The following is a 20841-nucleotide window of genomic DNA, read 5'->3' as shown; positions in this document are numbered from 1 at the left end:
CTCAGGTCCCAGCGAGCGGAGTGGGAGACGTTGTGACGAGTCAGGGGCAGCGTTTCCGGCGGCGTGCGCTGCGCCGCGGCTACAAGGTCGATGAGGTCGACGCCTTCCTGGACCGGGTCGAGGCCACCCTGGCCGGCGAGCAGTCCGGCCCGCCCGTGGGCGCGCAGGAAGTGCACGACGTGGTCTTCCGGGTGCGCTTCGGCGGCTACGACGAGTGGCAGGTAGACCTCCACCTGGACCGCGTCGAGCGCCAGCTGGCCGAGCTCGAGGACCGCGGCGGCCGTGGCGCCCCCGCGGCCGACCCGATGCGCGACTCGCTCCGCGGCGGCCTCACTACGGGCAGCTTCGCGCGCCCGCCGGCCGGCGCCAACACCGGCAGCGTCAACGCCGCCGCCGCGGGCCGGATGGCCCCGCCCACCGAGCGCCTGCCCGCCCCGCCGATCCGGGACGACCGCATGCCCGACCGCATGCCGCCGCCGGACCGGATGGCCCCGCCCGACCGGATGAGCCCGCCCGACCGGATGGGCCCGCCGGACCGGATGGGCCCGCCCGACCGCATGCAGCAGCAGCGCCCGCAGATGCCGGCGACCGACCCGTACGGTGGCCGCTTCGACGAGCCGACCGGTTACGGCCAGCCGCCGCAGCCCCAGCTGCCGCAGCGCCCGGCCCCGCAGCCGCCCGCGCCCGCGTACGACCCGCGCGACCCCCGTGGCTACGACCAGGGCGGTTACGACCAGGGCTTCGACAACACCGGTGGCTTCGACAACACCGGCGGGTTCGACAACACGGGTGGCTTCGACGGCTTCGAGGCCGGCCGGCACGGCAAGACCGACATGACCGCGGAGATCCGCATGCCGCGCGAGCAGGACCCGCGCGGCTACGGCGCCCCGCCGCCGATGGGCGGGCCGCCGCCCATGGGCAACGCCCCGATGAGCGGCGCGCCGCAGGGCGGGTACGGCGGGCCTCCGCAGCCGCAGCTCCCGCCGCCGATGGGCGAGCCGGGTGGCGAGCTGTACCGCGTCGACCAGCTGCGCCGCACGTTCCAGCCGCGGCGCTTCGGCAGCGGTTACGACCCGATGCAGGTCGACCGGCTGTTCGAGGGGATCCTGCAGGCGATGACCGGGCGGGGCCCGATGCCCGTACCGGAAAATGACCTGGACATGTTGCAGTTCGGCCTGGTGCCGGGTGGCTACTTCGAGGCTGAGGTGGACGCCGCGCTCCGTGAGGTCAAGGACATCCTCACCAGACGGCGGTAAACGGAAAAGGGGCCCTCACGGGCCCCTTTTTTCGTAGTCCGAAGACTACTGCTCGCTCGGGCGCAGACCCCGGCGGCGGAGCACGGCGTCGGCGATCACCGTGACGACCAGGCCGACCGCGAAGACGACGAGCCAGATGTTCTCGGTGTTGCCCTCGTGGTTGCCCCAGAAGAACAGCAGGATGACGATCGCCGAGATGATCGCGCCCTTCTGTCCCCGCCTCCGGTTGCCCGGCTTGAGCTGATCGGGCGCGTAGACCTCTTCATGTTCTTCCGCAGACACGCCGCAATCCTCCCTCGAAGGCGTCTTTACTCCTGATCAGTCTCGCACGGCGGCTCCGCGCGCGGCCCACCAACCCGGACCCGGTACCTTCGATGCGGTCGGGTTCTTGGATCGAGGGAGTAATACGGTGCGGATCACGGGCACTGGACACGCGAGCATGCGGATCGACACCGCCGCCGGCAGTATTCTGTGCGATCCGTGGGTTAATCCCGCATTTTTCGCATCATGGTTCCCATTCCCGGACAATTCCCAGCTCGACTGGGAGACCCTGGGTGACGTCGACTACCTGTACGTGTCGCACCTGCACCGCGACCACTTCGACGCCAAGCACCTCAAGCGCTACATCAACAAGAAGGCCACCGTCCTGCTGCCGGAGTACCCGACCAGCCAGCTCGAGGACGAGCTCCGCGAGCTGGGCTTCACCAGCTTCCTGCGGACGAAGTCGGACGAGGTGCACGAGCTCGACGGCGGCCTGAAGATCATGATCCAGGCGCTGATCAGCCCGACCGACGGCCCGATCGGCGACTCCTCGCTGTGGGTGGAGCACGACGGCATCCGGGTGCTCAACCAGAACGACGCGCGCCCGTCCGACCTGAGCCGCTTCGCCGAGCTCGGTCACGTGCACGCGCACATGCTGCAGTTCTCCGGCGCGATATGGTACCCGATGGTCTACGAGCTGCCCGACGCCGCCAAGACCGCGTTCGGCAAGCAGAAGCGCGACCGCCAGTTCGACCGCACCTGGCGCTACATCGACGACCTGAAGGCCGACCACGTCTTCCCGATCGCCGGCCCGCCCTGCTTCCTCGACGACGAGCTCTACCAGTTCAACGACATCTTCGGTGACGAGGGCAACATCTTCCCCGACCAGTCGGTCTTCCTGGAGGAGTACGCCAAGGTCGGCGGCACCAACGGCATCGTCCTGCTCCCCGGCTCAGTGACCTCCCTCGACACCGCGGGCCGAGCAGAGACCACGCACCCGACTCCGGTCGACGAGTTCTTCGCGAACAAGAAGGCGCACCTCGAGGAGATGCGCGAGCGCAAGGCCCCGATCATCGCGGCCGAGAAGGCGAGCTGGAAACACCCCGAGATCGACGTGCTGGGCGAGCTCAAGAAGCGCATCGAGCCCCTGCTCGAAGAGTCGATCTACATGGCCCAGGGCGTCGGCGGCCCGGTCCGCTTCGACTTCACCGACTCGTTCGGCCCGACCGGCGAGATCCTCGAGTCGATCGTGGTCGACTTCCCCGGCAAGCAGGTCCGCCCCTACGCCGGCGAAAAGGTGCGCTACCGCTTCAAGACCGGCCGCGCCCTGGTCGAGCACCTGATCCACATCGACGAGGGTGACTGGGTCAACAGCCTGTTCCTGAGCTGCCGCTTCTCCGCCGCCCGCATCGGCCAGTACAACGAGTTCGTCTACGCCTTCTTCAAGTGCCTCTCCGAGGAGCGCCTGCAGTACGCCGAGGGCTGGTACGACGAGCACGAGAAGGCCGTCGAGGCCGAGGACACCCAGTTCGGCGACTGGACCGTTCAGCGCCGCTGCCCCCACCTCAAGGCCGACCTCAGCCGCTTCGGCATGGTCGACGGCAACGTCCTGACCTGCCAACTCCACGGCTGGAAGTTCGACCTCCCCAGCGGCCGGTGTCTGACGAGTGTCGGCCACAAGATCCGGGCGACGAAAAACCCCGAACAAGAGCAGATGTCGTAGGCGGGTGGGGCGTACAGACCGTCGCTCCCGCCGAGGGCTCGGCCGGGGTGAGCAGGGCGCTGCGCGCCCAGAACGCTCACCCCGCCCGAGCGACGTGCGTAAGTGGTTACGCTCGGAAAACCCCGAGGTCCTTCAGGATGCGCCGGGCCACGTTGTGGCCGGCGGCGCCGATGACGCTGCCGGCCGGGTGGGTGCCGGCTGAGCCCGCGTAGAGGCCGTCCAGGCCGGTGAAGTAGGGCATGCGCTCGTTGAAGGCGACCGTGTTGTCGACGTGGTGGATGTGGCCGCCGGTGATGCCGAAGTGCTTCTCGATGCCGGGTGGGGTGAGGGGCATCGTGTCGACGACCAGGTCGCGGGTGCCGGGGGCGTAGCGCTCGGCGATGTCCAGCATCTTGTCGACGTAAGCCGGCAGCTCGGCCTCCCACGACGAGCCGGCCGGCTGGTAGGGCACCGACTGCACGAACAGCGCCGACGAGTGGTGGCCCTCGGCGTCGCGCAGCGACGGGTCGACTGTCGTGTGCAGGTACCACTCGATCGTCGGCTCGTCGGGCAGCCGCCCGGCCTGCACGTCGGCCCACATGGCGCGCAGGGCGGCCATCGGCGAGTCGGTGCCGGGCACGCCGGCCAGGCCGGCCGAACCGGGCAGCAGGTGGATGGTCGAGCCGAACGGCGACGGGCTGCCGGCCGGCAGGCACGAGAACTGCGGCAGGCCCCGGAGCGCCAGGTTGATCTTCAGGGTGGTGCCCGTCCTGCGTACCGACGCCATGTGGCCGGTCAGCGACGAGGGCAGCGCGCCTGAGGGCACCAGGTCGATCAGGCGGTACGGGTCGCAGCTGCCGAGCACGACCCGGGCCGCGATCGAACGCCCGTCGGCCAGCACGACGCCGCTCGCGGCCCCGCCGTCGACGGTCACCGAGGCCACCGGCGCGTTCGTGAGGATCTGTGCCCCGGCGGCCCGCGCGGCGTCGGCGAAGACGCGGGACACCGTGCCCATGCCGCCCTCGGCGATCATCCAGGTGCCGTCCGAGCCGGGCAGGCGGCACATGTTGTGGACCAGGAAGTTGTGACCGGTGCCGGGGTCGTCCGGTCCCGCGTTCAGGCCGGAGAGCCCGTCGGTCACCGCGTACATGCTCATCAGCAGTTCGCTCTTGAAGCCGAACCGGGCCAGATAGTCGGCGACCGAACCGCGTACGAGATCGACGAACGTGCTCTGCAGCTGGGGCCGGATGTGCCGGTCGGCGATCTCCTCGACCGTGCCCGGCTCCTCGAGCCAGGCCGGGGCCAGGTCGGCCCGCAGCGCGGCGATCTCACAGGCCAGCTGCTCGTCGGCCGCCACGTCGCGGCGCGAGAAGAAGCGCTCGAGCTGGGCCCGGGTGGCCGCCTGGTCGCGGCCGAACAGCAGGTGAGGAGAGCCGGCCGGCCCGGGCGTGGGCAGGAAGTAGTGCGGGTCCCGGCGCAGCATGGGGATGTCGACGTCGAGGGTGCGCAGCAGCTCGGGCGGCATCAGCCCGAGCAGGTAGGAACCGGTGGACTGACCCAGTCCGGGCGCGGCGGGGAAGGGCCGCTCGGTGCGCGCGGCGCCGCCGATCACATCTGCCGCCTCGAGCACGGTGACGCTCAGGCCGGCGCGCGCCAGCAGGATCGCGGAGACGAGGCCGTTGTGGCCCGCTCCGATGATCACCACGTCGGAGCGCTGGGGGAGAGTGGTCATGGCTTGGGAGCGTAGCGCGCTGTTATATGAAGATCACTCCGTCAATCGGCGCGAAATCTCCTCGTCTGATACGCGCTGGCACTCCGTGTGGCCGCATATCCGGCGAGCACGATCACATGGAACAGGTAGAGCCAGAGCCCGACGGCGATCGTTCCGCCGATCGCGTCGAAGCCGCCGAAGGGTGCCCCCAGATCCAGTGGCAGGGAGCAGAACAGCACGAAGCCGTGCAGAAAGCCGGAGAGGTTGGCCGCGGTGAAGGACCCGATGAGGATGGTCGACAGCCACCGGGGGCGGCCCGGGGCCACGTACCGGTAGACCCAGATCACGACCGGCGTGAGCAGCAGCCAGCAGGCCAGGAAGGACAGGATCACGCCGAGCACCGAGTACCAGCCGCCGCGTACCCAGAGGCCGCTGGTCGACGGCAGCGCCAGGAACATCGCCAGCAGCAGGGCCGGGGCGGCGGCCAGGATCGGCAGCCAGAGCAGGCGCCCCCGCCAGCCGACCAGCGGCTCGCTGCCGGGCGCGCGCAGGGAGACGAAGGCCCGGCGCAGCCCCTCGCCGTAGAAGGTGGCCGGGAGCAGGCTGGCCAGCGCCAGCAACGGCGTCAGGTGCAGCCCGGCGTCGATCAGGGCGGACAGGGCCCGCGGCGCGCCGATCTCGTCCGGCAGCGCGTCGATGGTGTGGCCGGTGAGACGGCGTACCCGGTCGGCTCCGGCGATCCACCCGGTCACCCAGATGGCCAGCAAAGCGATCGGCACCACCGCGATTCCGGCGTAGAAAGTGACAGCGGCGGCGTGCAACGCCAGGTCACGCCCCTTTAAAGGCCGAAAGAGGGAGATCAACCAGCGGGGCATGCCGATGGCATACCCAGTTATCCACAGGCCGACGCGAGCGATCCCGGGCGATCCGGGAAGATGGGCGCATGCGCGACCTCGTCCTGCTCGGTTCGACCGGATCCATCGGCACTCAGGCCATCGACATCGTGCGCCGCAACCCCGACCGGTTCCGCGTGGTCGCCCTCGGCGCCGGCGGCGGCAACGTCGCGCTGCTCGCCGCCCAGGCTCTCGAGCTGGGCGTCGACGTGGTCGGCGTGGCCCGCTCCTCGGTGGTGCAGGACCTGCAGCTCGCCTTCTACGCCGAGGCGCAGCGGCGCGGCTGGGCCACCGGCGACTTCAAGCTGCCCAAGATCGTGGCCGGTCCCGACGCGATGACCGAGCTCGCCCGCTGGCCGTGCGACGTCGTGCTCAACGGTGTGGTCGGCAGCCTGGGCCTGGCGCCGACGCTGGCCGCCCTCGAGTCCGGGCGTGTGCTCGCCCTGGCCAACAAGGAGTCCCTGGTGGCCGGCGGCCCGCTGGTCCGCCGGGTGGCCAAGCCGGGCCAGATCGTCCCGGTCGACTCCGAGCACTCGGCGCTCGCGCAGTGCCTGCGCGGCGGCGCCCGCGACGAGGTGCGCCGGCTCATCCTGACCGCCAGCGGGGGCGCGTTCCGCGACCGCCGGCGCGAGGAGCTGACGAATGTCACACCGGACGAGGCGCTGAAGCATCCGACGTGGGACATGGGCCCGGTCGTGACGATCAACTCGGCCACGATGGTCAACAAGGCGCTCGAGGTGATCGAGGCGCACGAGCTGTTCGGCGTGGCCTACGACGACATCGAGGTCATGGTCCACCCGCAGTCGGTGATCCACTCGATGGTCGAGTTCACCGACGGCTCGACGCTGGCCCAGGCCAGCCCGCCCGACATGCGGCTGCCCATCGCGCTGGCCCTGGCCTGGCCCGAGCGGGTGCCCGGCGCGGCCGCCGGCGTCGACTGGAGCCTGGCCCACAACTGGGAGCTGCGCCCGCTCGACGAGGAGGCGTTCCCGGCCGTCCGGCTGGCCAAGCAGGCCGGCCGCGAGGGGCGCTGCCGCCCGGCCATCTACAACGCGGCCAACGAGGAGTGTGTGGCCGCTTTCGCCGCCGGTCGGCTACCTTTTCTGGGCATCGTCGACACGCTCGCGGAGGTGCTCGCGGCGGCCCCGGATTTTGCCGAGCCGGGTACCGTCGAGGAAGTGCTCGCCGCCGAGAATTGGGCGCGCGCCCAGGCGCATGACGTGATCGCCAGGCATGATACTGCGGCAAAAGGAGCTTGATGCTGTACTGGCTGGGTGTCGCCGCGTTCGCGCTGGCCATCCTGATCTCGGTGAGCCTCCACGAGGCCGGTCACATGATCACCGCCAAGCGTTTCGGCATGAAGGTGACCCGGTACTTCGTGGGCTTCGGCCCCACGGTCTTCTCGTTCCGGCGCGGTGAGACGGAGTACGGGCTCAAGGCGATCCCGCTCGGCGGTTTCTGCAAGATCGTCGGGATGACCCCGCAGGACGACGACGTCGCCCCCGAGGACCAGCCGCGGGCCATGTGGCGGTTCCCGGTCTGGAAACGGACCATCGTCATGTCGGCGGGCTCGATCACCCACTTCCTGCTGGCCCTGGTGGCCACCTGGATCGCCGCCTTCACCTTCGGCCTGCAGAACACGTCGTACCCGGTGACCACCGCCGACCAGCTCAAGGAGCGGCCGGTCATCGACGCCCCGGCCTGCGTCTGGGCGGGCACGGCCCCGGCCGGCGCCACGGCCGACAACTGCAAGCCCGGGGTGAACGGCGCCATCGCCGGCCCCGCCTACGCGGCCGGCATCCGCGACGGTGACCTGATCACCAACGTCGGCGGCACGACGATCACCACGTACGGCGACCTGGTCAACAAGATCCGTTCGTTGCCGGCGGGCAAGGTCGCCTTCGAGTACACCCGTGACGGCGTCCCCGGCAAGGCCGAGGTGAACCTGGTCAGCGCCGAGCGGGCCGCGATCACCGACGAGAGCGACGACGCCAAGACCACCACCGTGTCGATCGCCGCCATCGGCTGGGACGACCCGGCCGTGCCCGGCATCATCAAGTACAACGCGGCCTCGGCCGTGCCGGCGACCTTCGACTACGGCTGGTACCTGGTCGAGAACACGTTCGAGGCGTTGAAGCGGATCCCCGACAAGATCCCCGCCCTGTGGCACTCGATCACCGGCGACGAGCGCGACCCGAACACCCCGATCAGCGTCGTCGGCGCGAGCCGGCTCGGCGGTGAGGCGCTGGCCAACGGCGTACCCCAGCTGTTCCTGACGATCTTCATCTCGCTCAACGTGTTCATCGGCATCTTCAACCTGCTGCCGCTGCTTCCGCTCGACGGCGGGCACATCGCCATCGCCTGGTACGAGCGGGCGCGGTCGTGGCTCTACGCGCGGCTCAAGAAGCCCGACCCGGGCCGCGTCGACTACTACAAACTGATGCCTGTCACCTATGCAGTCATCTTGATCGGTGGCGCGTTCACTCTGCTGACCGTCACCGCCGACATCGTCAACCCGATCACGATCTTCAACAGGTGATGTGAAAGTGACCGCCATCAGTCTCGGTATGCCGGCCGTGCCCCCGCCGCCGCTGGCCCCCCGCCGCAAGAGCCGCCAGATCATGGTGGGCAACGTGCCGGTGGGCGGAGGCGCGCCGGTGAGCGTGCAGTCGATGACCACCACGCTCACGGCCGACGTCAACAAGACCCTCCAGCAGATCGCGGAGCTGACCGCCTCGGGCTGTCAGATCGTCCGCGTCGCCGTGCCGTCGCAGGACGACGTGGAGGCGCTGCCCGCGATCGCCAAGAAGTCCGGCATCCCGGTGATCGCCGACATCCACTTCCAGCCGAAATACGTCTTCGCGGCGATCGACGCCGGCTGCGCGGCGGTCCGGGTCAACCCGGGCAACATCCGCCAGTTCGACGACAAGGTGAAGGAGATCGCCAAGGCGGCCTCCGACGCCGGCATCCCGATCCGGATCGGCGTGAACGCCGGCTCGCTCGACAAGCGCCTGCTGGAGAAATACGGCAAGGCCACGGCCGAGGCGCTGGTCGAGTCGGCGCTGTGGGAGTGCTCGCTGTTCGAGGAGCACGGCTTCCGCGACATCAAGATCTCGGTCAAGCACAACGACCCGCTGGTCATGATCCGCGCCTACCGGCAGCTCGCCGAGCAGTGCGACTACCCGCTGCACCTGGGCGTCACCGAGGCCGGGCCGGCCTTCCAGGGCACGATCAAGAGCGCTGTCGCCTTCGGCGCGCTGCTGGCCGAGGGCATCGGCGACACCATCCGGGTGTCGCTGTCGGCCCCGCCGGTCGAGGAGATCAAGGTCGGTAACGCGATCCTCGAGTCGCTGGGCCTGCGCGAGCGCGGCCTCGAGATCGTCTCCTGCCCGAGCTGCGGCCGGGCCCAGGTCGACGTCTACACCCTGGCCGAGCAGGTCACGGCGGCCCTCGACGGCTTCCCGGTCCCGCTGCGGGTGGCCGTCATGGGCTGCGTCGTCAACGGCCCCGGCGAGGCCCGCGAGGCCGACCTAGGTGTGGCCTCCGGCAACGGCAAGGGCCAGATCTTCGTCAAGGGCCAGGTCATCAAGACAGTGCCCGAGGCGATCATCGTCGAGACCCTGGTCGAGGAGGCCCTGCGCCTGGCCGACGAGATGGGCGCCGACCTGCCCGAGGAGCTGCGCGACCTGGTCCCCGGCCCCCGCGTGACCGTGCACTGACCCCCTCGAGAGACGAAAGGCCCCGCCGATTTCGGCGGGGCCTTTCTCGTGTCCGAAGACCGTCTGCGAAGACCGTCGGTGAGGGCGGGCCTTCTCACTCGCTGTCGGCGAGGATGGCGTACAGCTTGCGCTTCGTCTCGTTCAGGACCTCGAGGGCCTTCTGGCGCTGCTCGTCGGTGCCCGAGAAGCCGACCTGCTTCAGGGCGCCCAGGATGCCGGCCGCGGCGTCGCGGAAGTCCTGCACCTGAGACATGGTGTCGTCGCCGATGCGGGCCCACGGCGGGTTCTCCGCGGCCGCCTCGGCCTCGGGGCGGCCGTCGGCGGTCAGGTGGTAGCTCTTGCGGCCACCGTTCGCCTCCGCCTCGATCAGGCCCTCGTCCTCCAGCAACTGCAGCGTCGGGTAGACCGAGCCGGGGCTCGGGCGCCAGATGCCGTTCGTCCGGGAGTCGAGCTCCTGAATCATCTCGTAGCCGTGCATCGGGCGCTCCAGGAGCAGCGCGAGCAGGGCCGGGCGGACGTTGAGTCGCTGACCGCGACCACCGCGGCGCTGACCGCGACCACCGGGGCCGCCGAACGGGCCGCCGGGACCGAAGCCGCCGAAGTCGGAACCGCCGCCGCCGAACGGGAAGCCGCCCGGGAAACCGAAGCCGCCGCGGTGGCGACGTCCCTGATGAGTCTCGTGGGGGTACCTCATGACTATCTCCAATCTGTTGTCGATAGGTAGACGATATATCGGCAACGCATCGGCGACAAGGGTTTCTTCAACGGAGGGGGTTGCCACGGGTGTGGGCCGGGGTGGATCTGGCAATGTGATACCTGTGCTGACGGTGCCGATTCGCCAGCTCGGTGAGTCCGAGCGCGCGGCGGTCGAGAAGATCCTCGACCGCGACCCCTACGCCGGCGCCCAGATCGCCGAGCGGGTGGCGGCGCATGGCCTGAACTGGTGGCGCTCCGACGGGCGGATCTTCGGGTATGGTCCCGGCCGCCGCGTCGAGTCCATCATCTGGTCGGGCGCCCACCTGGTGCCGCTCTGCGCCACCCCGCCGGCGACCGCCGCGTTCGCCGACATGCTGGGGGCCGAGCCGCGCATCTGTTCGTCCATCATCGGCCGGTCCGAGCAGGTCCTCGATCTGTGGGACCGGATCGGCGGCCACTGGGGCAAGGCGCGCGAGGTGCGTCCCAACCAGCCGCTGCTGGTGGCCGACCGTGATCCGGTCGTGCCGCCCGACCCCGAGGTGCGCCTGGTCCGGCCGGGCGAGGTGGATCAGCTCTTCCCGGCCGCCGTCTCCATGTACACCGAGGAGGTCGGCGTCTCGCCGCTGCTCGACGACGGCGGCCGCGGCTACCGGCGGCGGATCGCCGAGCTGGTCAAGGGCAAGCGGGCGTACGCGCGTTTCGTCGGCGACCGGGTCATCTTCAAGGCCGAGCTGGCGATCGTCACCCGGCGCACCACCCAGGTCCAGGGCGTGTGGGTCGACCCCGAGTACCGGGGCCGCGGCCTGGCCGCGCCGGCCATGGCGGCCGTCGTCCGCGACGCGCTGCGGCGGGTGGCCCCCACGGTCAGCCTTTACGTGAACGACTACAACGCGCCGGCCCGCCGGGTCTACGAGCGGTGCGGTTTCGTCTCGGCCGGCAGTTTCGCCACGGTCCTTTTCTGAAACGGGGTCGTGCGATCATCCATATCGCTTCCCGTTCGGATTAAGGGCGCCGAAAGAACAGGGAGTCCGCTCGTATAGTCATCCCATTCTCAATGGGGAGGACGCCTTGTTCAATTCTCGTCGATTGCTGGTGGTCGCGCTGTCCGCGACCCTGGTGATATCAGTAGCCTCGCCCGCGTCGGCCGCCGGCACGCAATCCATGGTCGGCTCGCAGTACGCCGCGGGCTACCGGAACGGCTGGTACCAGAGCCGGTACGCCACCGAGGTGGCGCTCGACCTGCTCGTGAAGCACAGTGGAACGATCCTGCGCTGTGCCCCGTCGGCCTTCACCTGGGTGCTGCCCGGCATCGGGCCGCTCAAGACCCTCTCCTACGTCGCCACCGGGCGCGTCAAAGCCCTCGGGCGGGTGTTGCAACAGCAGACTTTGACCCAGCGGGTCGGAACAATGGCGCAGCACATTCCGGTCCGGGGAGGTGGATGCGCCGCCGCCCGCCAGGTCGTGAAATCGGCATTCCTGATTTTCGCGGTCGGGCAGCGGGCGAGTCACGTGTATTACGCCGATTACAGCACCTATCGCGGCGCGGGAATCGTCAGCGGCGTCTGCGTGATCGATGTCCGGGTGTCGCAGCAGGGTTATCTGCCGGCCCGGCATTACGCCCAGTACCGGGTCTGCGGCCCGACCTGGTGACCGGTCAGCGGCCCAGGCTGGTCAGCACCCCGCGGATGGTCGCGAAGTCGCCGGAGTTCAGGGCCGGGGTGGGCAGCAGGGCCATCACGGGGACGGTGACGCCGGCCGCGGCGTAGGCCTCGACTCGTGCACGGCACTGCTCCGGGGTGCCGTGCACGATCAGGTCGTCGACCACCTCGTCCGGGATGGCGGCCAGGGCGCCCTTGCGGTCGCCGGCCGACCAGGCGTCCCACATCGGCTTCAGGATCTCGTCACGGCCGAGCCAGCGGTGGAAGGCCGCGTACGCGGGCACCGTCAGATAGGACGTGATCATGCGCCGGGCGACCGTGCGCGCGTAGGCGGCGTCGTCGGTCGGGCAGACGAAGATGCGGGCGGCGACCTCGAAGTCCGGGCCGGCGCCCTTGACCTCGGCCAGAGTGGTCGGCACGTCACCCGGCGAGAGCCAGTTCAGGATGACGCCGTCGGCCTCGGCGGCGGCCAGGCGCAGCATCTGGGGACGCAGTGCGGCCAGCAGGATCTCCGGCGGTGTCGCGGGCGGGCGCTCCAGGCGGAAGCGGCGCACCGTGAAGGTGTCGAACTCGCCGTCGATTACCTCGCCGGCCAGGGCGGCGCGCAGGAAACGGAGCATGTCGCGGCTGCGGGCGTACGGCTCGGTGAAGTCGGCCGCGTTCCAGTCACCCACCACCACCGGCGACGACGCGCCGATGCCCAGCTGGAAGCGGCCGGGCGCGGTCTCGGCGAGGGCGGCCGCGGTCATCGCGAGCAGGCCGGGCCCGCGGGTGAAGACCGGCGCGATGGCCGTGCCCAGCCCGAACGAGGGCGCCCAGGCGGCGGCCAGGGTCAGCGGGGTGAAGGCGTCGGAGCCGTTCACCTCGGAGCTCCACACGTCGGTGAAGCCGGCCTCCTCGAGGGCCGCGTAGACGGCGGCGTGATCAGCGAGCGGAACTCCGGCCAGCGGAACGGTCATGCCCCATCGCGTCGACATGACCACGATCCTGCCGTGGGGCCACCCGTGAGGTCCATCACTTGTGACGGATCCCGGCAAACACGCGGGTATGTTTTTGAACTGACCAGTCAGTTTAAATGGAGGCCGGACATGTCGGTTGTCACCGCGCGCGGGGCGGGCGTGCGCCACCGGCGCCGCTGGCTCTTCCAGGACCTCGACGTCAGCGTCGAGCCTGGTGAGCTGGTCGCCGTGGTCGGGCCTCCGGGCAGCGGGCGCACCACCGCGCTGCTCGCGCTGGCCGGACGGTTCCGGCTCAGCGCCGGGTCGGTCCAGGTCACGGGCACCGCCTCGCTCGGCTACGTGCCCGACGTCGAGGGACCCGAACCTGTCTTCACCGTCACTGAGCACGTGCGGGAAAGGCTCGCGCTGCTCGGGCGGTCGCGCTCCGGGGCGGCCGGCATCCCCCTGCTCGGGCTGGAGGCCGACCGGCAGGGACGGGACCTTTCCCCGTACGGGAAACAGATCCTGGGTCTGATCCTGGCCCGTCTCGAGGACCCCGCGGTGATCGCGCTGGACGGGGTGGACGACGGCCTCGACCGCCGGGAGCGCGAGGAGCTTTGGCAGCTGATCGACGAGATCACCGCGAGCGGTACGGCCGTGCTGGTCACCGCCCGCGAGATCGATCCGGAGCGGGGCGCGACAGTGATCCGGCTCCGCGAGGAGGAGCGATGAGGGGTCTGTCCACACTGTCCCTGGCCGGCCTGGAGATCCGCCGCTTCCTGCGCGGCCGTCTCACCACCGCCGCCCTGGTCGTGATCGCGGTCATCCCGCTGCTCTACGGCGCGCTCTACCTGTACGCGTTCTGGGATCCGTACGGGCGTCTCAGCCACATCCCGGCCGCCCTCGTCGTCGAGGACCGCGCCGCCACCGCCCAGGACGGCACCAAGCTGCACGCCGGTCAGGACCTCGCCCGGAAGCTCGAGGACCGGCAGGTCTTCGACTGGCACGTGACCGACGAGGCGGGCGCCGAGCAGGGCCTGGCCGACGGGAAGTACCAGCTGCTGCTGCGCATCCCGGCCGACTTCTCGGCCGACCTGGCCACCCCGCCCAACGCCGGCGTCGCGCCCAAGGCGGCCCAGCTCGTCGCGGTCAGCGACGACGCCAACAACTACCTGTCCGGCGTCTTCGCCCGCTCGGCCTTCCAGGAGGTGCAGGCGGCCGCGTCGGCCAGCGCCTCGGCCGGCTACTACGACAAGATGCTGATCGGCTTCACCGATCTCAAGACGCAGACGCAGAAGGCGGCCGACGGCGCGCACAAGGTCGACGACGGCGCGAAGTCGGCCCGCTCGGGCGCGAACCAGCTGTCCGGCGGCATCGACGACGCCGAGGGCGGCGCCCGGACGCTGAGCAACGGCCTGACCAAGGCCGGCGGCGGCGCCGACGACCTGGCCGACGGGCTGGCCCAGCTCAGCGCGGCCGCCGACCAGATCGCGACCGGCACCGCCCAGGCCGCGAGCGGCGGCCGTCAGCTCGCCTCCGCCGTGGACGCCGCCGCCGACAAGGCCGAGCCGCTGCTGCGCGAGAACGCCGAGCGCCTCCAGACCGCGGCCACCCTCGTGGCCCGCGGCGCCGACGCCCTCGCCGCCAACATCAAGACCATCGACACCGCCGCCGGCCAGGCGGTCGACAACGCCAAGCAGCTTCAGCGCTATCTGAACACCCTGCCCGCCGGAACCGAAGGACTGTCCGAGGCCAAAGCCCTGGCCGCGCGGCTGGTCACGGCGGCGGAGAAGGTAGAGAGCACGGTCGCCGGCACCGACCTGGACGCCCTCCGGGCCGACCTGAAAGAGACGGCCGCGACCGCCCGGCAGATCGCCGCCGCCGCGCCCCACCTGGCCGACGACGTGGCGACCGCGCGGTCCAAGGTCGACCAGCTCGCCGCCGGGCTGGACCGCCTCGCCACCGGCACCAGGAAGCTGAGCACCGGCACCGACCAGGCCGAACAGGGCGCTATCGACCTCAAGAACGGCATCTACCGGCTGTCCGACGGCGCCCGGCAACTCAGCGGCGGGCTCGCCACCCTCTCCTCGGGCGGCCACAAGCTCGCCGACGGCCTCGGCGACCTGCAAGCCGGCGCCGGGCAACTCGCGGCCGGTCTGACCGACGGGGCCAAGCAGATCCCGGGGTACGGCGACGACACCAGCGACCGCGCCGGCGTGCTCGCCGACCCGGTCTCGCTCGACCGCAGCGTCCGCAACCCGGCCGCCACGTACGGGGTCGGCTTCGCGCCGTACTTCCTGGCCCTGGCCCTCTGGGTCGGCGCGATGATCACCTTCTTCGTCCTGAAGCCGCTGAACCGGCGCTACCTGATGTCGAAGGCGCCGACCCTGCGTGTGGTCTTCGCCGGGCTGCTCCCGGCGGTGGCGATCGGACTGATCCAGGCGACGATCCTGTTCGCGGTGGTGCACTTCGGGCTCGGCCTCGACCCGGTCCACCCGATGGTCACCTGGGGACTTCTCCTGCTGACCGGCGCCGTCTTCGCGGCGATCATCCAGATGCTGGGCGCGGTCTTCGGCGCGCCCGGGCGCATCCTGGCCCTCGCGCTGCTCATGCTGCAGCTCACCTCGTCCGGCGGTACCTACCCCGTACAGACCTCGCCCGGCTTCTTCCAGGCCGTTCATCCCCTGCTGCCGATGACGTACGTGGTGGGGGCCGCGCGCCACGCGATCGACGGCGGCCCGTGGGGCACCGTCGTGCAGGGGGTTCTGCTGCTTCTGGCGTACGGAATCGGCGCCGTCACCCTGACCTGGCTGGCCGCCCGGCGCGGCCGGCGGATGACCGCCTCGGACCTCCATCCGGAGCTCGTGCTGTGATGGACCCGCACAATGCGGGCGGACGAAGGTGACTCAGATGGCGGACGGGCGCACGCGGCGCCGGGAGGACACCCGGCAACGCCTCTTCGAGGCGGCCGTCGAGCTCATCGCCGAGCAGGGCTTCTCGGCCACGACGGTCGACGACATCGCGCTGCGGGCCGGGGTCGCCAAGGGCACGGTCTACTACAACTTCAAATCCAAGACCGATCTCTTCGAGGAGCTTCTGCGGTACGGGGTGGGACTGCTCACCGCGGAGTTCCGGGCGGCCGTCGAGGGTCTGCCGCCGCGCGAGGCGGTGGCCGCCCTGGTCCGCAGCCAGCTGGAGTACATCCGGCGCTACCGCGCCTTCGCCCAGCTGCTGCTCTCCGAGATGTGGCGCACCAACCGCGAGTGGCAACAGACCCTGATCCTGCTGCGCGAGCAGGCGATCGGGGTGATCGCCGAAACCCTGCGGGACGGGGTCGACTCCGGCGACCTCCCGGCCGACCTCGACGTCCGGGTCGCGTCCTCGGCCCTGTTCGGTGTCGGCCTGGTGGTCGCCGTGGACTGGTTGGTCTTCATGCCGGAGCGCCCGATCGAGGACGTACAGGAATCGCTCCTGGCCATCGTTCGCCGCTTCTAGACCGACTTCCACGCCGTGGCCAGCGACGTGCGGCCGTTGGTGCGCAGCAGCGAGCCCTCGTAGATGCGGGCGCCGACCGCCAGCAGAGCCACCGCGGTCGCCGCCAGGATCAGCAGCGAGACCACCGGTTCCCAGGCGGCCACGTCCGAGATGAAGAGCCGGACCGGCATCGCCACCGGCGCCGAGAACGGGATGTACGACAGGACGCGCATCGCCGCGTCGTTGTCGATCAGGATGATGGTGGCCAGGAACGGGAGCATCACCAGCATCTGCACCGGGGCCGAGGCGCCGCTGATGTCCTCCTGCCGGGCCGACAACGCCCCCACGCCGGCCCAGAGCGTGGCCAGCATGACGAAGCCGAACACGAAGAACACCAGGAACCAGCCGATGGTCGGCTCGAGCAGCGACAGCACGCCGGCGTCGACGTCGGCGAACCGCGCCCCGAGCACGGACACGATCGCGATCAGCGCCACCTGGCCGAACGCGAGCAGGGTGAGCGCCGCGACCTTGCCGGCGAGCAGCGCCCGCGTGGGCACGCTGGCGACCAGGATCTCCACGATCCGGGTCTGTTTCTCCTCGGTGACGCTCTGCGCGATCTGCACACCGAACAGGAACGACGTGAAGAAGAAGACGAAGGCGATCGCGAACGGCACGGCGAACTGGAGGAACGGGTCGACATCGCTCGGATCGAGCAGCTGGACCGGCGGCTCGGTGCTCAGCGCCCGCACCACCTCGCCCGGACTGTCGTCCAAGGCCAGCACGGTCGGGCCGGCGACGACGGCCGCGTCCACGTCCCCGTCACGTACCAGCTGTTCGGCCGCCGCGTCGTCGGCCACCGGCCGCACGTCGAGGCCGGCCTGCCGCAGGACGACAGCGGTCGCCTGGTCGGCCACCGCCACCGACGACGGCCCACCGGCGAACAGGGCCGGCAGTACCGTCGAGGCGACCGCCGTGAGCAGGAAGAAGACGGTGCTGAACAGGAACGTACGGTCGCGCAGCTTGACCCGGATCTCCCGGGCCGCGACGACACGCGCGGCAGACAACGTGCTCATCAGCGGATCACCTCTCGGAAGATCTCGGCCAGCGACGGGGTGACCGGCCCGAACGAGCGCACCGGCCCGCGGTCGAGCGCCGCCCGCAGCAGCTCCTGGTCGTCGGCGCCGTCGGCCAGGTCGATGACGGCGCGGTTGCCGTCGAGCTCGACCACGGTGACGCCGGCCCGCTCGCGCACCCACTCCACGGTGGCGTCGGTGTGCAGCTCGAAGCGCGGCTGGGCGTACGCCCGGCGCAGTTGGGAACGGTCGCCGGCGGCCCGGATCGTGCCGCCCGCGATGATCACGAGGTCGTCGCAGAGCCGCTCGACCAGCTCGAGCTGGTGACTGGAGAACAGCACCGGCACGCCGCTGGTGGCCCGCTCCCGCAGCACGTCGACGACGACGTCGACGGCCAGCGGGTCGAGACCGGAGAACGGCTCGTCGAGCACGAGCATCTCGGGGTCATGCACCAGGGCGGCCGCCACCTGCGCTCGCTGCTGGTTGCCGAGCGACAGCTTCTCCAGTTTCTCACCGGCCCGCTCACCCAGGCCGAGCCGGTCGAGCAGCTTCCGTGTCCGCTCGACGGCCGCGGGCCGGGTCAGCCCGTGCAACTGTCCGAGATAGACGATCTGTTCGGTCACGGTCATCTTCGGGTAGAGGCCCCGCTCCTCGGGCATGTAGCCGAATCGCTGCCGGACCTCCCGGCTGAGCCGTTCACCCTGCCATCGCACCTCCCCGCTGTCCGCGGCGAGCACGCCGAGAATGATCCGCATGGTGGTCGTCTTGCCGGCGCCGTTGGCACCGACGAAGCCCGTCATCCGACCGCCCGCCACCTGGAACGAAACGTCCGAGAGAACTGGCCGGCCGTCGAACGCGCGGCTGACGCCATCGACGTTGAGCACGCTGGTCATGTCACACAGCCTAGGTGGATCAAGCTAAGGTCGCCGGTTATGAAGATCCGGTACGACCGCGACTTCGTGAAGTACTGGCTCGCGAGCATCATCTCGAGCGCCGGGTCGCGGCTCACCTACGTCGCCATGCCGGTCCTGGTCTTCGACCTCACCGGCTCGCCGTTCCTCACCGGCCTGGTGGTCGCCTTCGAGGCCATGGCGTACGTCCTGGTGGGGCTCCTCGCGGGAACGGTGGCGGACCGGGTCGACCGCAAGCGGCTGCTGGTCGGCGGCGACCTGGTGAACGCGGTGGCGCTGGGGTCGGTACCGGTCGCGGCGGCCCTGGACGCGCTCACCGTCGGGCACGTCTTCGTGGTCGTGGCGGTCAGCGGGGTGGCCACGGTCTTCTTCGACGCCGCGAACTTCGCCTCGCTGCCCATGCTGGTCGGCCGGGAGCGGATGGCCGCGGCGTACAGCGTCCTCTACGGCCCGCTGACGGTGGTCGGCATCGTGGCCCCCGGTCTGGCCGGCCTGCTGCTGGCCACGATGACACCGGCCGGCGTGCTCGCGGTCGACGCGGTCAGCTTCCTGGCCTCGGCCGTACTGCTGAGGGCGATCGGCCGGGCGATGTCGGGGGAGCGGGACGCGACCACCCGCCGGTCGCTGTTCGCCGAGGCCCGCGAGGGCCTGGTCTTCCTCTGGAACCACCCGACCATCCGCCCGATGACCATCATGAGCTTCGCCCAGAGCGCGAGCGGCGGCGCCGCCCTGGGCCAGTTCGTCCCGGTGGCCCACAACCTGTTCGGCCCGGCCCGGGCCGCGTGGTCGGCGTCGGTGATGTTCCTGGCCTTCAGCGTGGGCGGCCTGATCTCCACGGTGGTCTACCCCCGCCTGCGCAAAAGGGTCGCGGCCGGCCGGGTCGCCCTGGCCAGCACCCCGATCGCGGCGATCCTGGCCCTGCTCTGCGGCCTGCCGTCGAGCTTGGTCCCACTGGCGGTGCTGATCGCCGCCTGGGCCACGATCTACACCACGAACGCGAGCAACAGCATCGTCTTCCGCCAGTCCGAAACCCCGGAGCCCTTGCTGAGCCGCGTGAACGCCGCCGGCCGCATGCTGGCCTGGGGCGTGGGCACCCCGGCGGGCGCCTTCGTCAGCGGCCTGGTGGCATCGGCCTGGGGCCCTCGCTGGGCTTTCGCCGTAGCCGCGTCCTTCGGCGTGCTCGCGACGGCCCTGGCTTGGCTCTCACCCCTGCGATCCCAGCCCCAACCGGCCCACTGACACCGCCGCCCAGCCCTCGTCGATCGCCACTCACCCGGCGTCGTCCCCGCTTCCGCGTCGGGCCGGCAGACTCCGGCTGCCCATCGCTCTTGGCCTTGCGCCCACCTGCCCGGCTGCCCATCGCTCTTGGCCTTGCGCCCACCTGCCCGGCTGGCCCTCCATCTTGGTCTTGGGCCGGCGGCACCGGGATGCGCGCCGCTTTCCCCTTTCCGCCATGGTCCGGCGGTGTGCGGATACGGGTCGCCTTCCGCTTTCCAGTCTGGGCCGACCGCTTTCCGCCCTGGGGCGGCGGTGTCCGGCCGCGCTCCGCCTTCCGTCCCGCTTGCGCAGCCCGTTGCCGTCTGCCTTGCGCCTCGTGTCGCCAGCTGTCCGGCTGCCTCCTCTTGGGGCGATGACTCTCGCGGCGGAACCCGAGGGCCAGGGCGGCGAACAGCGGTCAAAAGGCGCGGCGAACGTAACGGGCGGCTGACAGCCGAGGAGGGGCGAGGAAGGTCATCGGGCGGGCTGGCGGTCGAGGAGGTGTGGCCAGGGCCGAAGGTGGGGCGGCGGTCGAGGAGGTGTGGCGGAGGTCGGAGGGTGGGGCGGCGGTCGAGGGTGGCGGCGTGGGATACCGGCCGGGTCGACCGTTGAAGGGCGGGATGAGCGTCAGGGGGCTCGGTAGTACTGGGTCTTGGCGATGTCGGGGTGGGTCTGGGTGGGGATGTCGGCGTTGTCGTCGGGGGTCAGGGTTCCGCCCAGGTCGAGGATGCGGCGGTGGGCGGCGGCCAGGCGGTCTTCCAGCTTGACGATGCGGCAGGCGGCGGTGAGAGGCATGCCCTCGTCGAGGAGCTGGCGTACGCGGGTGGCCAGCTGGAGTTGGTGGCGGGAGTAGCGGCGGTGGCCGCCCAGGGAGCGTTCGGGCTCGATCAGGCCCGCGGCGCCGAGGCTGCGGAGGAAGGCCGGCGTCACGCCGATCATGTCGGCGGCGCGGCCCATCGTGTACGCCGGGAAGTCGGCGTCGTCGAAGGACGTGTTGTTCATCGTGCCTTCCGTGGCGAGGGGAAGCGCCCTTGTGGGGCGAAGGGGGGTGCGGGGGACACACAGTCCAAGGCCCCGGCGGGTAACCGGGGCCCTGGATTTTCAATTCTGGTGCCGACCGTCGTCGGCGAATGCGGTCGTCCGCTTGCGTGCCGCTAGCGGGCCACCTGAGTGATGGGCATCGGCTGCGATCACCTCTTGTCGGGTCGGGGACGTTGTGATGACGCGTTGCTGCGGTATCTCGTCCTCCTTCTCCAACTGAGCCCGTCGAGCTAGGCCCGAAGGGGCGTCGG

19 protein-coding genes are annotated in these 20841 nt (G+C 70.7%); 11 read left to right on the top strand and 8 right to left on the bottom strand.

Translation table 11 applies throughout. From position 1 onward, the window contains the following. Positions 1–32: 32 nt before the first annotated feature. Complete coding sequence (locus ACGFJ7_RS02070) at positions 33–1256, top strand: DivIVA domain-containing protein (protein WP_392640300.1); 1224 nt, start codon at positions 33–35, stop codon at positions 1254–1256. A gap of 45 nt (positions 1257–1301) precedes the next feature. Here the strand turns inward: ACGFJ7_RS02070 and ACGFJ7_RS02065 are convergent, their stop codons facing one another. Further along, positions 1302–1538, bottom strand: a complete 237-nt coding sequence (locus ACGFJ7_RS02065) for a DUF2631 domain-containing protein (RefSeq protein ID WP_392640297.1) — start codon at positions 1536–1538, stop codon at positions 1302–1304. A 133-nt stretch (positions 1539–1671) separates the two neighbouring features. On the opposite strand from ACGFJ7_RS02065, the gene ACGFJ7_RS02060 reads away from it, so the two are divergent. Continuing rightward, positions 1672–3240, top strand: coding sequence for a Rieske 2Fe-2S domain-containing protein (locus ACGFJ7_RS02060; protein ID WP_360243561.1), 1569 nt, complete (start codon positions 1672–1674; stop codon positions 3238–3240). 106 nt (positions 3241–3346) lie between these two features. Here the strand turns inward: ACGFJ7_RS02060 and ACGFJ7_RS02055 are convergent, their stop codons facing one another. Continuing rightward, positions 3347–4951, bottom strand: coding sequence for a phytoene desaturase family protein (locus ACGFJ7_RS02055; RefSeq protein WP_392640294.1), 1605 nt, complete (start codon positions 4949–4951; stop codon positions 3347–3349). Between the two features lie 41 nt (positions 4952–4992). Further along, the gene (locus ACGFJ7_RS02050; RefSeq protein ID WP_392640291.1) at positions 4993–5805 is read right to left on the bottom strand and encodes a YhjD/YihY/BrkB family envelope integrity protein; all 813 of its coding nucleotides are present in this window, start codon (positions 5803–5805) and stop codon (positions 4993–4995) included. 68 nt (positions 5806–5873) lie between these two features. Between ACGFJ7_RS02050 and dxr the strand changes: the two genes are divergently transcribed. Genes dxr through ispG form a run of 3 tightly spaced genes read left to right on the top strand, consistent with a single transcriptional unit; the run spans position 5874 to position 9542 of the window. Further along, entirely contained in the window at positions 5874–7082 is a 1209-nt protein-coding gene (gene dxr / locus ACGFJ7_RS02045; RefSeq protein WP_360241935.1) for a 1-deoxy-D-xylulose-5-phosphate reductoisomerase, read from the top strand. After that, positions 7082–8362: a M50 family metallopeptidase gene (locus tag ACGFJ7_RS02040; protein ID WP_392640287.1), complete on the top strand. Its 1281-nt coding sequence runs from the start codon at positions 7082–7084 to the stop codon at positions 8360–8362. The genes dxr and ACGFJ7_RS02040 overlap by 1 nt, the downstream gene beginning before the upstream one ends. Positions 8363–8369: 7 nt before the next feature. Continuing rightward, entirely contained in the window at positions 8370–9542 is a 1173-nt protein-coding gene (gene ispG, locus ACGFJ7_RS02035; protein WP_360241929.1) for a flavodoxin-dependent (E)-4-hydroxy-3-methylbut-2-enyl-diphosphate synthase, read from the top strand. Between the two features lie 94 nt (positions 9543–9636). On the opposite strand, the gene ACGFJ7_RS02030 is transcribed toward ispG, so the two are convergent. Beyond that, on the bottom strand, positions 9637–10236 hold the full coding sequence (locus tag ACGFJ7_RS02030) for a PadR family transcriptional regulator (protein WP_392640284.1): 600 nt from the start codon (positions 10234–10236) through the stop codon (positions 9637–9639). Between the two features lie 124 nt (positions 10237–10360). Here ACGFJ7_RS02030 and ACGFJ7_RS02025 point away from each other — a divergent pair, with 124 nt between their 5' ends. Both ACGFJ7_RS02025 and ACGFJ7_RS02020 read left to right on the top strand, forming a co-directional pair. Next, on the top strand, positions 10361–11200 hold the full coding sequence (locus ACGFJ7_RS02025) for a GNAT family N-acetyltransferase (RefSeq protein ID WP_360241923.1): 840 nt from the start codon (positions 10361–10363) through the stop codon (positions 11198–11200). 106 nt (positions 11201–11306) lie between these two features. Continuing rightward, positions 11307–11888, top strand: a complete 582-nt coding sequence (locus ACGFJ7_RS02020; RefSeq protein ID WP_392640281.1) for a hypothetical protein — start codon at positions 11307–11309, stop codon at positions 11886–11888. Between the two features lie 4 nt (positions 11889–11892). On the opposite strand, the gene ACGFJ7_RS02015 is transcribed toward ACGFJ7_RS02020, so the two are convergent. Further along, entirely contained in the window at positions 11893–12855 is a 963-nt protein-coding gene (locus tag ACGFJ7_RS02015; protein ID WP_360243558.1) for an LLM class F420-dependent oxidoreductase, read from the bottom strand. A 129-nt stretch (positions 12856–12984) separates the two neighbouring features. Here ACGFJ7_RS02015 and ACGFJ7_RS02010 point away from each other — a divergent pair, with 129 nt between their 5' ends. From ACGFJ7_RS02010 to ACGFJ7_RS02000, 3 genes are read left to right on the top strand one after another with little or no spacing between them, the layout of a single operon-like run. Then, positions 12985–13566, top strand: a complete 582-nt coding sequence (locus tag ACGFJ7_RS02010; RefSeq protein WP_360241917.1) for an ATP-binding cassette domain-containing protein — start codon at positions 12985–12987, stop codon at positions 13564–13566. After that, positions 13563–15707: a YhgE/Pip domain-containing protein gene (locus ACGFJ7_RS02005; protein ID WP_360241914.1), complete on the top strand. Its 2145-nt coding sequence runs from the start codon at positions 13563–13565 to the stop codon at positions 15705–15707. Before ACGFJ7_RS02010 ends, ACGFJ7_RS02005 begins: the two co-directional genes overlap by 4 nt. A 37-nt stretch (positions 15708–15744) precedes the next feature. Beyond that, entirely contained in the window at positions 15745–16329 is a 585-nt protein-coding gene (locus tag ACGFJ7_RS02000; RefSeq protein WP_360241911.1) for a TetR family transcriptional regulator, read from the top strand. Here ACGFJ7_RS02000 and ACGFJ7_RS01995 read toward each other — a convergent pair. Next, positions 16326–17381 (bottom strand): ABC transporter permease, encoded by a 1056-nt coding sequence (locus ACGFJ7_RS01995; protein ID WP_360241908.1) that lies wholly within the window; start codon positions 17379–17381, stop codon positions 16326–16328. The genes ACGFJ7_RS02000 and ACGFJ7_RS01995 overlap by 4 nt on opposite strands. Then, positions 17381–18274 carry an ABC transporter ATP-binding protein gene (locus ACGFJ7_RS01990; protein ID WP_392640276.1) on the bottom strand — a complete coding sequence of 298 codons (894 nt, stop codon included), beginning with the start codon at positions 18272–18274 and terminating at the stop codon, positions 17381–17383. Before ACGFJ7_RS01990 ends, ACGFJ7_RS01995 begins: the two co-directional genes overlap by 1 nt. Positions 18275–18313: 39 nt before the next feature. On the opposite strand from ACGFJ7_RS01990, the gene ACGFJ7_RS01985 reads away from it, so the two are divergent. Continuing rightward, on the top strand, positions 18314–19531 hold the full coding sequence (locus tag ACGFJ7_RS01985; RefSeq protein ID WP_392640273.1) for an MFS transporter: 1218 nt from the start codon (positions 18314–18316) through the stop codon (positions 19529–19531). 645 nt (positions 19532–20176) lie between these two features. Here the strand turns inward: ACGFJ7_RS01985 and ACGFJ7_RS01980 are convergent. Further along, positions 20177–20551 (bottom strand): MerR family transcriptional regulator, encoded by a 375-nt coding sequence (locus ACGFJ7_RS01980; RefSeq protein ID WP_360241899.1) that lies wholly within the window; start codon positions 20549–20551, stop codon positions 20177–20179. Positions 20552–20841 lie beyond the last annotated feature (290 nt).

The organism is Actinoplanes sp. NPDC048988, assembly GCF_043197815.1.
Lineage (GTDB): Bacteria > Actinomycetota > Actinomycetes > Mycobacteriales > Micromonosporaceae > Actinoplanes.
The sequence above is the reverse complement of the archived record's forward strand: the minus strand, read 5'-3'. Positions and strand labels throughout refer to the sequence as shown.